General features: G+C 54.8%; 5 protein-coding genes and 1 pseudogene. All 6 read left to right on the forward strand.

Annotation, left to right across the window (positions count from 1 at the left end; genetic code table 11):
* Positions 1 to 267: 267 nt before the first annotated feature.
* Positions 268 to 6,453 (forward strand): InlB B-repeat-containing protein, encoded by a 6,186-nt coding sequence (locus HMPREF9623_RS01120; RefSeq protein ID WP_009532049.1) that lies wholly within the window; start codon positions 268 to 270, stop codon positions 6,451 to 6,453.
* A gap of 159 nt (positions 6,454 to 6,612) precedes the next feature.
* Complete coding sequence (locus HMPREF9623_RS01125) at positions 6,613 to 11,598, forward strand: InlB B-repeat-containing protein (RefSeq protein ID WP_009532050.1); 4,986 nt, start codon at positions 6,613 to 6,615, stop codon at positions 11,596 to 11,598.
* A 184-nt stretch (positions 11,599 to 11,782) separates the two neighbouring features.
* Positions 11,783 to 12,286: an acetolactate synthase small subunit gene (gene ilvN / locus HMPREF9623_RS01130; RefSeq protein ID WP_040799150.1), complete on the forward strand. Its 504-nt coding sequence runs from the start codon at positions 11,783 to 11,785 to the stop codon at positions 12,284 to 12,286.
* A gap of 102 nt (positions 12,287 to 12,388) precedes the next feature.
* Entirely contained in the window at positions 12,389 to 13,411 is a 1,023-nt protein-coding gene (ilvC, locus tag HMPREF9623_RS01135; RefSeq protein ID WP_009532052.1) for a ketol-acid reductoisomerase, read from the forward strand.
* Between the two features lie 210 nt (positions 13,412 to 13,621).
* The gene (locus HMPREF9623_RS01140; protein WP_009532053.1) at positions 13,622 to 14,275 is read left to right on the forward strand and encodes a diguanylate cyclase domain-containing protein; all 654 of its coding nucleotides are present in this window, start codon (positions 13,622 to 13,624) and stop codon (positions 14,273 to 14,275) included.
* A gap of 332 nt (positions 14,276 to 14,607) precedes the next feature.
* Positions 14,608 to 15,082: pseudogene (tnpA, locus tag HMPREF9623_RS01145) on the forward strand (IS200/IS605 family transposase).
* Positions 15,083 to 15,238: the final 156 nt, after the last annotated feature.

Consider the following 15,238-nt stretch of genomic DNA (forward strand, 5'->3'; position numbering starts at 1 on the left):
GGCAGAACCTCCGGCGCCGATGTTCAGCCGCTGCCAATCGGAACAAGACGCCGATTCCGAGTCATTGCACCGATATAAGATTTACATAATATTATTATGTAAGAATGTGAAAATTTCGCGTTGTACGAATTCGGATGCCGAAGCGCTACATCTTTTAACAAAAAAATAAGAAACGGAAAACATAGATACGAAACATTGCAAAGTGCGTGCGCATCTATATATTTTAAGAGAAGTTTAAGATTGAACTATACAAACGGAGGACAATGAATGAGCAAACAAGGAAACAGGTCAAAGCGCCTGCTTGCGGTGATATTGAGTGCTGCCATGACAGTGCTGAACATCTCGACGGCAGTGCCCGCTTATGCAGCGCCATCCGCAGAGGAATATCGGGAAGACGCAGAGCTGATCAATGACTTGGCTCTCCCGAAGTCTTTGCAGCAGCAGTTGCAGACAAAGGGAGCGAGCCCTTCTGACGCTACCGGGCAGAACAAGGCAGAGGAGGATATCCTCGCAGGCACAGCGCGCTGGGGGACACCTTCCAATGCGGCGCGTGTGTTACACACCCAGCTCGACGGCGTTGAGATTGAAGTCAGTGCACCGGCCGGCGTGTTGCCGGAAGGCGCGACGCTCCGCGCGCGGAAGCTGACCGAAGCAGAAGAGCAGGAGGTGCTCGCGAAAATCAATGAGCACGCAGCGGCGAGCGGCAAGACGGCCACCACGCAGTTCCTCTGCGATCTGACAGTGTTAAACGCAGCGGGAGAGCCGATTCAGCCGGATACCGCGAAGGGTACGCTGGCGGTTTCCTTCCATAATATAGGTATTGTCTCCGCAGAGAGCTCGAAGACGGCGCCGGAAGAAGAGAAGCAGACGGAGTCGGCAGGTGTTTCCGTGCTTCATATTGATGAAGCAGCCGAGAAGGTCGACACGCTCCGCGAGGGGCTCGACGAGAACCTGCCGGTCTTACAGGCGGCGGCGGAGCACTTCTCGCCGTTTGCTGTCGTCAACTATCAGACCGGCAACACACAGCTTGGCGCGTCGTTCAAGCTTCTTGACTACGACGGAGATACAAGTCGCCAGAGCTATAAGCTGAAGGATGTGACGGTTCTCGACGCAGTGGGGAACGGCATCACTTCGATGAATTTCCAGGTCGATGTGGGTCACATCAACGACATGCCGGACAACGGCAGTGTGACCGCAAGCAAGTCCTATAAGAGCTTCACGGATGTCAACCCGACAGGAAGTCATCGCTTTTATCAGTTTATCTTCCCGACGGCACTGACTGCGGCGGAAGCCAAGGATTTCATCGAACAGCAGATGAAGTTCTATCTGCCGAGCGCAGGTGCAAACCAGCAGTTAAAGATTACGCTCGGCAACGGTCAGAACAACTTCCCGACCAATGCGACAATCAAGATTTCCAAGATGACGATTCCGAACCCGATGCCGGGTGATAGCGCCGAGCACTACTATATGTATGTCGAGCCGCAGCCGGCAGGACTGGTTAGCTGGGCGGACAGCTATAATACGGCAAAGCAGAGCTATCTCGACGGTATGCAGGGTTACCTCGTCACCGTCACCTCCCAGCAGGAGGATAAGATTCTCGACCAGATTACAACGCCTTCGACAGGCGCGTGGTCCGGCGGTGCGCGTTTCGAGGGCATCAACGACGCGGCGAGTGTTCCGGTTTGGCATGATAACTCGGTCGCGGGACGCACCGGCACCGTTTTTGCAAATCAGAACGTGAATGCATCTTCTACCTCGACGGCGACTGCGGCAAGACGTTTCCGCTGGCAGGACGGTCCGGAGAGCGGCATTGAGTATTACGAGCAGGGCACCGGCGGTGCGAACCCCTTAGGGAACGGAACGCCGCTCGTGACGCCTTACTCCGGCGGCACTCCGGCATACTCGCACTTCCGTCCGACCGGTGAGCCGAACTCTGCGGTAGGACACGGCGTCGCGGTCAGCGGTTACGAGGGCGTCATGCAGGTGCACAACTCGGGCTACTGGAACGATCTTCATAACCTGAGTGACTATACCGGCGGCGGTCTCGATGTCAAGGGCTTCTACATTGAGTTCAGCGGTTACAATAAGACCGGTGATACCGGTGATGATCCGGTTCCGCTGAATACGACATATACCGTAACCGCAACCCTGAACGGACAGACTTACTACTTTAACAATGCGGACGATGCGGTTGCATGGTCGCAGCAGAACAACAATGCGCCGATTACGCTGACCGGCAATACGACGCTTACGACCAATGTACCGGCAGGCGTGAGCATTGATTTGAACGGTCACACACTCACCGTTCCGGCGGGTAGCACGGTGGTAAATAACGGCACCATCAATGCGACGAACCCGGCAAGTAATCTGGCAGTACAGGGTTCAAACGGAAATCTCAGCAACGGCGGCAGCGGACAGATTACGCGGAACATTACCATCCGCATGAATGACCGCACCGTGACCGCAACGGAGCCGCTCACCTGGAGTCCTTCGGATGCGACTGTCACGGGTGGTTTGATCGGAAACGACCGCGTGAGTGCGCTCACCGTGAATTTCGACAACAGCTCGACCGCAGATGTGCATCCGACTCTGCCGGTTACGGCTGAAAATCCGACGACTCTGGACAACGGCACTGCGGGCAGCGCGGCACTCGGCACCTATACGATTACCTATCTGCCGGGCACTGTGACCAGAAATCCGCACCACTATACGGTAAAGTTTGTCGCAAACGCACCGGCGGGTCAGACCGCAACGGGCACGACGCCGGATCAGACCATCACCGGCAATGCTGCAGCAAACCTCACGAACGGCTTTGCGGTGAACGGCTACAGCTTTAACGGCTGGACCGGTTCGAACGGCCAGACTTATGCGAACGGCGCGACACCGAATCTGCTCTCGACGCAGAATAACGGTGTGGTTACGATGACCGCAAACTGGACGGAGAACAGTTATCCGATTCAGTACACGGACAATGTGAATACGAGTTCCCGCACGGCGCCGGTCACAAATCCGAACACAGTCACGAGCTATAAGGTGACGGATGCCAACATTCCGCTGCAGCCGATGACCTGGAGAGGTTATACCTTTGGCGGCTGGTATGACAACAGCAGCTTTAGCGGTTCCCAGATCACGCAGATTGTAACCAATACGAATCCGGCGGGTCCGAGACACTACTATGCGAAGTGGACGCCGAAGACCTATTCGATTAGCTATGATCTGCACGACGGAACCCCGGTAGGCCATCCGGCGACGAACCCGAATTCCGGCTTCACGACCTATACCGTCGAGACCCCGAATCACACCTTCGGCACCCCGACCCGCCCGGGTTACACCTTCCTCGGCTGGTATACGGATGCAGGCTATACGACACCGGCTCCGGCAACCCTCGACACGACGCAGGGCGATACGAACCCGACGCAGCTGCACGCAAAGTGGAGTGCGCCGCTGCCGTACACAATCACCTATGTGATGAACGACGCGGCACCGGCAGGCCATCCCGCGACCAATGACGCGGCAAATCCGGGCGGCTTCCAGGTCACGGATCCGGTCATCACGCTCCGGCAGCCATCCCGCCCGGGTTACGATTTCCAGGGCTGGTATTCGGACGCAGCACTCACGACGCCGGTCGGAACCATTAACCCGGCGAGCGCAACGAACCACACCGTTTACGCAAAGTGGAGCGCCGCAAAGACCTATACCGTGCAGTGGACGCTGAATGACGGCACCCCGGCAGGTCACCCGGCTGTGAACCCGAATACGATTTCGAGTTACACGGTCGAGAACGCGGATGTCGCAATTGCGCCCGCAACCCGCACCGGTTACAACTTTCTCGGCTGGTTTACGGATGCCGCGCTCACAACCCCGGCACCGGCTACGCTCCACACGATGGACGCCGAGAACAAGCATTACTATGCGAAGTGGAGCGCAGCGGAGATTTATCCGGTCAATTATGTGTTAAATGACATGCCGTCGACGCCGGCGACCAATCCGGCGGTCAATCCGACGCACTATACGGTTGAGACAACGCCGTCTACACTGCAGGTTGTCCCCCCGCTCCGGAACGGTTTTACCTTTGAAGGCTGGTATGACAATACGTCGTTCACCGGCGCACCGATTACACAGTTCTCTGTGATGGATGCAGCACCGAAGACGTATTATGCGAAGTGGAGTAATGCCGTCAGTTATCCGGTCAATTTTGTTCTGAATGACACGACGGCAAATCCGGCGACGAATCCGAATACAGTTTCGAGCTATACGGTTCTGACGCCGGATGTCTCGATTGCCCCGGCGACGAGAACCGGTTATGACTTCCTCGGCTGGTTTGATAACAGCGGCTTTGCGGGTAGTCCGGTTACGATGCTTCACACGGCCGACGCTGCGCCGAAGCAGTACTTTGCGCAGTGGAGTGCGCCGAAGACCTATACCGTGCAGTGGGATCTGAATGACGGCACCCCGGCAGGGCATGCGGCAACGAACCCGAACACGGTGGCGAGCTACACGGTTCTGGACCCCGACACAGCGATTGCCCCGGCGACGAGAACCGGTTATGACTTCCTCGGCTGGTACGATAACCCCGGTTTCACGGGTACACCGGTTACGAACCTTCACACGATGGATGCGACCGATAAGCATTATTATGCAAAGTGGAGCGCGGCAAAGAGCTATACGGTGCAGTGGGATATGAACGACGGCGCACCGGCAGGCACGAGCGGCACAAATCCGAATACGGTGACGAGCTACACGGTTGAGGATCCGGATATTACCATTAACGATCCGTTCCGGGCAGGATTTACCTTCCAAGGCTGGTTTGAGAACCCGACCTTCATGGGAAGCCCGGTCACAAACCTCCACACGATGGATGCGGCCGACAAGCATTACTACGCGCGCTGGAGTAATCCGAACGACTATCAGATTTACTACCATGCAAACGATACGGTTGCACACCCGGCAACGAACCCGAACACAGTGACGAGTTATAATGTCCTGAGCTCCGACTTTACACTCGCCCCGGCGACGAGAACCGGTTACACCTTCGAAGGCTGGTTTAGCGATGCAGCGCTCACGCAGCCGGTCACGGGACTTCGCGTCCAGGACCTTGAGGACAAGAACTTCTATATGAAGTGGAGCCCGGCGATTGTCTATCCGATCACCTATGTGATGAATGACAAGCCGACGAGCCCGGCAAGCGCAGTCACGCCGACCTCCTATACGGTCGAGGATGCAGACTTTGCGCTCGGTATTCCGACCCGTAACGGCGCGACCTTCCAGGGATGGTACGACAATGCCGCGTTCAGCGGTTCGCCGGTTACGACCCTGCACACGATGGACGCAGCGCCGAAGACCTACTACGCAAAGTGGCAGCTCACGAACTACAATGTGAACTACAACTTGAACCCGGGCGGCGGCATCGGCACGCCGACCAACCCGACGAACAATGTTCCGACCTTCACGGTTGAGGATGATGTCCCGCTGGCTCCGCCGGTGCGCCGCGGTTACACCGGCAGCTGGACCTCGAACGGTCAGACCGTCACGAGCATTCCGGCCGGTACGACGGGCAACCAGACGATTACGGCAAGCTGGACGCCGAACCACTATGCGATCAACTATGACCTCGGCGAGACGAGAAACAGCCCGATTCAGGGGCTCGGAAATCTCCCGACCTCGTATACGATTGAGGATCAGACCATCACATTGCCGACGCCGAGCCGCATCGGTTACACCTTTGTCCGCTGGGAGAAGAGCTCCGCACCGGGTGTCGCAGACGACCAGATTACGGCGGAGAGCGACGGCGAGGTGAGCTTCAAGGCAGTCTGGGAGCCGATCCGCTACCACATCACCTACGATACGGCAGGCGGCATCAACAACTCGCAGAATCCGACCACATTCACGATTGAGGATGAGATTAATCCCTACGGTGCCGTGAAGCAGGGCGTCCGCTTCTGGACCTGGCAGGTGGTCGGCGGCAAGTTCCTGAACACGATTCCGGCCGGAACCACGCACGATGTGGCCCTCGTTGCGGTATACCAGAAAGATCAGGATACCGATAACGTCGGCGGTGGCGGCGGAGGCGGCGGTGCCGGTGGCGGCGGCGGAACCAAAAACGGCGGACACCGCGCGACCATCAGCCCGAATAATGTCGCTCCGATTTCGAATCACGGTGATGCAAAGCAGGATACGGCAAATACGAATCCGGCTGACAACACAACGGTCAATACGAGCGACGACCGCACAGAGCCCACACCGCAGAAGAGAGCGGATCAGAGAGAGGGTAACAAGTATGTGTCGGACAACGACGGCGCAAAGAGAACGGTGAATCAGGGCACGGTTCGGAAGAGCGGCAAGCGTCGTCTTCCGAAGACCGGTGAAGCACCGCTCGCGCTGAACTATGCAGGCCTGGCACTTGGCATACTGCTCGCAGGCTTCGCAGTGGTCAGAAAGAAAGAAGAGCAGTAAAGCGAGACAGCGGATCGCGGAAAAGCGGTATCCGCGAGAACAGGGGGAGGCGCTGTGCGGAAGCACAGCGCCTCTTTTATATCTGTAGCTTGTCAGACAGAGAGGTACAAAGTATACTTAGAAGGTTGATTTTAGAACAGATCGGAGAGGAGACGAGCGATGAAGACAAGAATCCACCGCTCCAAATGTATACTGTGTATACTGACTGCACTGCTCAGTGCGGCTATGGTTGTATGGAATGTTTCTGCGGCACTACCTGTCTATGCCGCTCCGGCGATTGAGGACTTTCGGGAAAATGCGGAACTAATCAATGATCTGGTGTTGCCGGCAGCAGTGCAGAAGAAATCACGGAACAGAAATGCGAGCCCCTCCGAAGCGACAGCTGTCAAAGAGCAGCAAGCCCTTTTTGCCGGTGCCGCTGGTTGGGGGACACCGTCGAGTGCGACAAAGATATTGCGCACAGAGCTCGATGGTGTTGCCATTGAGGCCAGTGCTCCGGCCGGTGTATTGCCGGAAGGGGCAATGCTTAGAGCAAGGCGGCTGACCGAAGAGGAAGAGAGAGAAGTACTTACCCGAATAAGTGTACATGCGGATACGGAAGGCAAGGCTGTGACGACACAGTTTCTCTGCGATTTGACGGTATTCAATGCGGCAGGCAAAGTCGTGCAGCCGGATAGCAGCAGGGGAAAGTTGGTAGTTTCCTTTCGTAATGTCGGCATTGTCGCTGCCGACTTGACCGAAATGGGGGCAGACCAAGCGCAAAACACGGATGCGGCGGTCTCGGTGCTCCATATCGATGAAACGAACAACAAGGTTGACACGCTTCGCGAGGGACTGGATGCTAACCTTCCCGTTTTGCAGGTAGCTGCGGAGCATTTCTCGCCATTTGCGGTTGTCAATTACAGGCCTGCGACTACCCCGACGCTCGGCGTAGAATTTAAGATGCTGGATTATGACAATGATAATCGCCTGGATTACCGTCTGAAGGATGTGACTGTTTTGGATACGGCCGGTAACGGCATCAGCTCTATGAGCATACAAGTGGACTCCGGTTATATTGATTCCATTCCGGACTATGCGCCGGGGGCAGACTCGCATGACTACAAGCTGTTTACGGACATCAATGCGAACCACTTGTTTTATCAGATCATCTTTCCGACGCCTCTCACCCCGGCAGAGGCGAAGACCTTTCTCGAGAACAAGCTTCACTTTCACCTTGCGAGTCAGGGAGCCAATCAACAGCTCACAATCAGTCTCGGGAACGGTCCGAGCCGTTTTCCGCAGAATGCGACAATCAAGCTCACGAAAGCCACGATTCCGAATCCCATGCCGGGCGACAGTGCGGAACACTACTATATGTATGTAGAGCCGCAGCCGAAGCGTTTAATCAGTTGGGCGGAGAGCTATAATCTGGCAAAGCAGACCTACCTTGACGGGATGCAGGGCTACCTGGTCACAGTCACTTCGGCGGCAGAGGACAATATTCTGAATCAGGTCACGGCGACCAATATCGGGGCCTGGTCCGGCGGCGCACGTTTTGAGGGCATTAACGACAGTGATTCGGTGCCGAACTGGACCGATAACCTGGCTCCCGGCAGAACAGCCGGTTCTGTTTTTGCCAACCAAAGTCTCAGCGGCTCTACGGGCAGCGGGGCGCATCGGCGTTTTCGCTGGCAGAACGGACCGGAGACGGGCATTGAGTATTACGAGCAAGGAAACGGTGGCTCCACGCCTACCGGCAACGGTCATGCGCTGAACACGCCCTACGGCATTTATTCTCATTTTGAGCCGACAGGCGGTATGACCTATGAGCCGAATTCATCGGGCGGCATGCATGGCGGCCCGTATGTCTCGGGCTATGAGTCCGTCATGCAGGTACACAATGCGGGACACTGGAATGACCTCCACAATGTGAGTGAATACACGGGAGGCGGCCTGGATGTCAAAGGCTTTTATATCGAGTTCAGCGGTTACAAGAGGACGGGCTCCACAAGTGAGCAGGTAGTTCCGTTGCATACAGCATCGACGGTGTATGCCGAGCGAAACGGACAGCGATATTATTTTCAGACTGCGGATGAGGCCGTGACCTGGGCGGGACAAAACGGCAATGCGCCGCTTACTCTGATTGGTGACACAACGCTGACAGGCGATATCCCGGCCAATGTGAGCCTGGATTTAAACGGACACACACTGACCGTTCCCGCCGGTAGCAGTGTGGTAAATCATGGCAGCATAGATGCAAGCAATCCGGCAAGTCAGCTGTATATTCAGGGAAGTTACGGAGGCTTCCGCAATATGGGAAGCGGAAGCGTGACAAGACAGCTCACAGTTCGAATGAACGACCGAACCGTGACAGCGACCGAACCGCTTACCTGGAGCACGGCAGATGCTACCGTCACCGGCCTCTTGGGCAACGACCGCGTGCGTGCGCTTACGGTGAACTTTGACAACAGTTCGACCGCAGATGTGCATCCGACCTTGCCGGTCAGTGCGGAAAATTCGACCGACTTTGACAACGGGAGCGCAGGCAGCACTGCAATCGGGACATATACCGTCACCTACTTGCCGGGTACGGTCACACGAAATCCGCATCAATATACAGTGAAGTTTCTTGCCAACACGCCTGCCGGTCAGACAGTCACAGGAATTATGCCGGATCAGCATATGGTCGGTAACGCATCGGCCGATTTACAAAACCGCTTTGCCGTCAATGGGTATACCTTTAGCGGATGGACAGGTTCGGACGGTCAGACTTATGCGGATGGGGCGACACCGTCATTGCTCTCGCGGGAAAACGGCGCCGTTGTCACAATGACGGCAAATTGGACGAAAAACACCTATACAATACGGTATACAGATAATGTGCATCCAGTCTCCCGGACGGCACCCGGCACAAACCCAAACACCGTGAGCAGCTATGAAGTCACGGATACCGATATCAATCTTGCCCCCATGGTCTGGCAAGGGTATACGTTTGACGGGTGGTATGAAGATCCGGCGTTCACCGTTGCGCCGGTCACAAGGCTTATCACGAACCACGCACCGGCGGGAAATCGTCACTATTATGCCAAGTGGACACAGAAGCGCTATGCGCTCACCTATCACTTAAATGATGCGACACCGGCCGGACACTCGGCGAGCAATCCGAATGCAGGGGTTACGGGGTATACGGTTGAGACGCCGAATTACGCACTCGCAGCGCCGACCCGGGCGGGGTATCCCTTTGAGGGCTGGTTTACCGACGCCGCCCTGACTGTTCCGGCGCCTACAGTGATTGATACAACGCAGGGCGACACGAATCCGACCGACTATTATGCGAAGTGGGGCGCTGCGCTCCCGTATGCGATTGACTATCGTCTGAACGATGATGCACCGGCAGGGCATGCTGCGCGCAATTCCGCGTCGAATCCGAACGGCTTCCGGGTCACGGATCCGGACATCTCTCTGCAGGCACCGGTTCGGACAGGTTATGTCTTTGAAGGCTGGTACAGAGACCCTGGTTTTACGACTTCAATCCGGACCATTCACCCTGTCAGCGCGCAGGACCATACGGTTTATGCAAAATGGAGCAATCCGATACGCTATACGGTACAGTGGGATTTGAATGACGGGACACTGTCCGGACCTCCGGCGGTGAATCCGAATGAAGGGATCACAGGATATACGGTGGAAGATGCGGATTTTGTGATGCAGTCGGCAAGCAGACCGGGTTATGCTTTTGAGGGCTGGTACGACAATGCCGCACTGCTCGGTGCGCCGGTCACAACGCTCCGCACCATGGACGCAGAGAACAAGCATTATTACGCGAAGTGGAGCGCACCGCTGCAATATCCGGTGCGGTATGAGCTGAATGATTCCGCAACGAATCCGGCAATCGTCCCGGCGAGTAATCTGCTGCGCTATAGCATAGAGACCAATGAGGGAGGCGCAATTCAACTGAGTCCGGCTTTCCGTAGGGGCTATGATTTCCTTGGCTGGTACGATAATGCCGCTTTTGCGGGCGGGTCGGTCACAGATTTCCCGGCAACGGACGCAACGCCGAAGACTTACTATGCGAAGTGGCAGATCAAATCATATCGGTTGCAGTATCATCTGAACGGCGGTAGCGGCAGTCATATGCCAATCAATCCGGCAGTCAATCCCGACAGGTATACGATTGAGGGGGAGGTGCCTCTTGTGCCGCCGCAGCGACAGGGGTATACCGGCATTTGGGTTGAGAACGGACAGACCGTCACAAATATTCCGGCGGGGAGCACGGGAGACAGAACGCTGACTGCCGTCTGGACACTGAATCGGTATCCGCTTCACTATGAGCTCGGCGAGACGGTAAACAGTCGTGTGGAGGGACTTCCTGCGTTGCCGCAGTCCTATACTGCGGAAGATGCCGACATCACCTTGCCTACGCCGTATCGCATCGGGTACACATTCTTACGCTGGGAGAAGAGCGGCGCCCCCGGAGTCGCGGACAATCGGATTCAAGCGAGCAGCGCTGGAGAGCTGACCTTCCGTGCGATTTGGGAACCAATACGCTATCGCATCCGTTACGATACGGCGGGCGGCGTGAACAACACGCAAAATCCGACCGAGTTTACCATCGAAGATGAAATTTCTCCTTATGGTTCGGTGAAGCAGGGCATGCGCTTTTGGACTTGGCAGCTTGTCGGCGGAAAATTTATTCACACAATACCGGCGGGAACGACACACGATATCGCTCTGGTGGCGCGCTATCAGAAGGAACAGGAGAGCGACAATATCGGTGGCGGGAACAGTAGCGGCAACGGCGGAAGGCAGAGGCAGGCTTTGCCGAACGGAGCTGTGAACGAAGAAACGCGGGAGCAGAAAACAGGGAGTGCAGGGAGCGAGGACGGCGAGAGGATAGAGCCGGTGCCGCAGAAGAGGGCGGATGCGCGGGCAGAGGTACTGCATGAAAGTGTCTCTCCGGAACATGGGGAGAGAAGCACAAAACTCGTGGCTGCAACAGAATCTTTCGAGCAGCATAGGCACGCCCGACTGCCGAAAACCGGAGAGATGCCGTTCCGAATTCCCATGGCCTTCCCTTTGTTTGTTTTTTTGCTTGCAAGCAATCTGAGTTATGTCTTGCACGCGATTCGTGTTTTTGGAAAAAAGAAGGCGGAATGGTTCTGATTGTTTGGACAAATCGACATATTTCGGCAGGGCTTGGGAAAGAGCTGTGAATTCCTCACAAAGCCGAGAGAGAAAGTGTCGGGAAAGACAGCAAAACGCGGCAGAATGGTAAACGGGATAACAGGGGGGCAAGTTGACTTTTTTTTGCCCCGTTGCTATCATATTTCGCGTATACACGGAGGAAATGCAGATGAGAGTCGTTTTTTCGCTTTTGATGGACAATACGCCCGGCGTTCTGAGCCGCATTGCGGGTCTGTTTACGCGGCGGGGTTATAATATCGAGAGCATTACGGCGGGCGTCACGGCAGATCCGCGCTACACAAGAATGACGGTAGTCTCGAACGGCGACGATGATGTACTGGAGCAGATTGAGAAGCAGATTCGAAAGCTCGAGGATGTCAAGGATATCAAGCGGTTGCCGGAAGATAGAAGTGTTTACCGTGAGCTCATGATGGTCAAAATACGTGCGAATGCAGGACAGCGGGAATCTGTTCATGCGGTTGTGCAGATTTTTCGCGCGAGTATTGTGGATGTAGGCAAGAGCTCTCTCACGATACTGTTGACCGGAGATCAGAGCAAGCTGGACGCACTGCTCAAGCTACTGGAAGAGTATGAGATTCTGGAGCTTGCGAGAACAGGTATCACAGGACTTTCGCGCGGTGCGGAAGATGTGAGATATCTGCCGTAAATTCGGTTATCAGAACTGGGTTCTTTCGCGGACTGAGAGTCGCAGAATTCGGTCTTTTTTGATAATGCTTTTGTTGACACGAAAAAGATGGAGGAAAATAGTATGGCACTGAAGATTTATTATCAGGAAGATTGCGATGTTTCCGTTTTAAAGGGACATAAGGTTGCGATTATCGGTTACGGTAGTCAGGGTCATGCACATGCGCTGAACCTGAAGGATTCCGGCGTTGATGTTTGCGTGGGTCTTTACGAGGGCTCCAAGTCGAGAGAGAAGGCAGAGAAGCAGGGTCTCACGGTGAAGACCAATGCCGAGGCTGCAAAGTGGGCAGATATCATCATGATTCTGATCAACGATGAGCTGCAGGCGGATATGTACAAGAAGGACATCGAGCCGAACCTCAACGAGGGCGACATGCTCATGTTCGCACATGGCTTTAACATTCACTTTGGTCTCATCACACCGCCGAAGTTCGTCGATGTCACGATGATCGCCCCGAAGGCACCGGGTCACACGGTTCGCAGTGAGTTCCTGGATGGCAAGGGCGTTCCGATGCTGATTGCGGTGGAGCAGGATGCAACGGGCAAGGCACTGGAGAAGGCACTCGCATACGGCGCGGCAATCGGCGGCGCGAGAGCGGGTCTGCTGGAGACGACCTATCGCATCGAGACCGAGACCGATCTCTTCGGTGAGCAGGCTGTCCTCTGCGGCGGTGTTTGCGCACTGATGCAGGCAGGTTTCGATACGCTGGTTGAGGCGGGCTATGATCCGAGAAACGCATATTTCGAGTGCATCCATGAGATGAAGCTCATTGTTGACCTCATCTATCAGTCCGGTTTCGAGGGCATGCGCTACTCGATTTCCAACACGGCTGAGTTCGGTGATTATGTTTCCGGTCCGAAGCTCATCACGGATGAGACGAGAAAGGCGATGAAGAAGATCCTTTCGGATATTCAGGACGGAACCTTTGCAAATCAGTTCCTGCTTGATATGAGCCCGGCCGGACGTCAGGCGCACTTCAAGGCAATGCGCAGAAAGGCTTCCGAGCATCTTTCGGAGTCTGTCGGCAAGGAGATCAGAAAGCTCTACAGCTGGAACAACGAGGATTCCAAGCTGATCAATAACTAAAACGGATTTTACAGAAAGGGCGATGGAAGCAGTGTTTCCGTCGCTCTTTTTTTTGAACTGTATACATTTCTGGAAATGAATACATAATAAAGAAGAAATTTACAATTTGTTTACAGTTCGAGCGCGGTCATAGACTTCCCGTCATATTTAGAGTATGCTTTCTTGCGGATATCTTAAGGATACGAGCAGAGACATTTCAGGAGTAAGGACATGAGAGATAGTATGGATTTGATGATCCAGTGCCTGGAAATCTTGAAGGAAGACAGCACCAGGCGGGGCTTGGAGCGCTTTTTGCGCACGGCAGCGCGCGGATTAAAACTTCCGGCACTGGCGATTCACCTGGAACAGGGAGAACGGAGGCGACAGTTGAGCTGTCGGACTGCCGGAACGCGGGCGGTCAGGTTTGTGTTCCGCCTTCCGCTGGAGAGCCGCGGCGTAACGTTTGGGACTCTGGTCGTAGGTTGCGGTTCTCTGTTTCAGAATCTCCGTGTCCGAAAGAGTTGTCGTTCTCTGGCCCTCCTGCTCTCGACAGAGCTCGGTTACCGGAGAAGAGAAGAGAGGTTGCTACGCGCGGCGCAGGCCGATGCGTTCCTAAACATCAAGAACCGGAACGCAATGGAAGCACAACGAAGGGCACTGATGAAACGGAATGTGCCGCGTTCCGTCGGGGTGGTTTATCTCGACTTGAACGGACTAAAACAGACAAATGACCGGTACGGCCATAAGGCGGGCGATCATTTGTTGCAGCGGGCGGTGGATTTCTTTGCCGCTTATTTTCACGTGAACATATTCTCCGACAGAGCGTCACAAGACAACTGTGGTCACAGGTACCTCGAAGAGAAGCAAGCGGGGCAAGCTGCCTAAGACCGGAGAGGTGCCGATTTCAAACCCGCTCCCGCAACTGGCAACGCTGACGCTTGCAGCTTATGCACTGCTTGCGGAAGAGAAGCGCAGACGGGAACAGACAAAGTAACAAAATATCTCGGTCACAAAAAGAGGCACTGTTTCGACAGTGCCTCTTTTTGTGAAGCTTTTGGCTTTAGCATGCTGAGCGTGGTTCGCTTGCAAAGCAAGTGAACCGTTGCGAAGCAAAAACCCACCCGCTATGCGGGTGGAGACAAATCGTTTAACAAAGAAATCACCTTTCCGTACAATAGAGGTGTCCAAGCCACTACTGAGAAAGGAAAGGTGATTTCATGCCAAAGGCTAATAGTGCTGCACATACCAAATGGCTGTGCAAGTACCATATCGTCTTTACACCAAAGTATAGACGAAAAATAATCTACAATCAATACAAGAAGGATTTGGCTCAAATCCTGCATGATCTTTGCGCATACAAAGGCGTAGAGATTATAGAAGGACATTTGATGCCAGACCATGTGCACATGTTAGTGAGCATACCGCCGAAGATTAGTGTGTCGTCTTTCATGGGCTACCTGATAAGGGAAAAGCTCGCTGATGATGTTCGATCGGCATGCGAATCTGAAGTATAAGTTTGGGAACAGGCACTTTTGGGCAGAGGGATACTATGTAAGTACCGTGGGATTGAATGATGCGACGGTAAGAAAGTATATCCAAGACCAAGAGAGAGCCGATATCCTCCAAGACAAGATGAGCGTGAAGGAGTACGAGGATCCGTTCGGGGCGAAGCCTGGAACGGATCAAAGGTAATTGAGCCAATAATTGCCCCTTTAGGGGCAGCCGGGTGATAAAAGCAAGGTGGCTTGAACGGAGCTCCCAGGAAGCTTTTGCTTCCTGGGAGGCACAAAGAGAAAGCCAGCGCCTTTAGACGCTGGCTAGTAACGCGGGCTTATAGCCCGCATCCCG

The sequence above is a fragment of the Stomatobaculum longum genome (assembly GCA_000242235.1).
GTDB classification, from domain to species: Bacteria; Bacillota; Clostridia; order Lachnospirales; family Lachnospiraceae; genus Moryella; species Moryella longum.

What these genes read in the sequence shown, in the direction of transcription:
- HMPREF9623_RS01120 (WP_009532049.1), top strand. Translation starts at nt 268, where the DNA reads ATGAGCAAACAAGGAAACAGGTCAAAGCGCCTGCTTGCGGTGATATTG.
- HMPREF9623_RS01125 (WP_009532050.1), top strand. Translation starts at nt 6,613, where the DNA reads ATGAAGACAAGAATCCACCGCTCCAAATGTATACTGTGTATACTGACT.
- ilvN (WP_040799150.1), top strand. Translation starts at nt 11,783, where the DNA reads ATGCAGATGAGAGTCGTTTTTTCGCTTTTGATGGACAATACGCCCGGC.
- ilvC (WP_009532052.1), top strand. Translation starts at nt 12,389, where the DNA reads ATGGCACTGAAGATTTATTATCAGGAAGATTGCGATGTTTCCGTTTTA.
- HMPREF9623_RS01140 (WP_009532053.1), top strand. Translation starts at nt 13,622, where the DNA reads ATGAGAGATAGTATGGATTTGATGATCCAGTGCCTGGAAATCTTGAAG.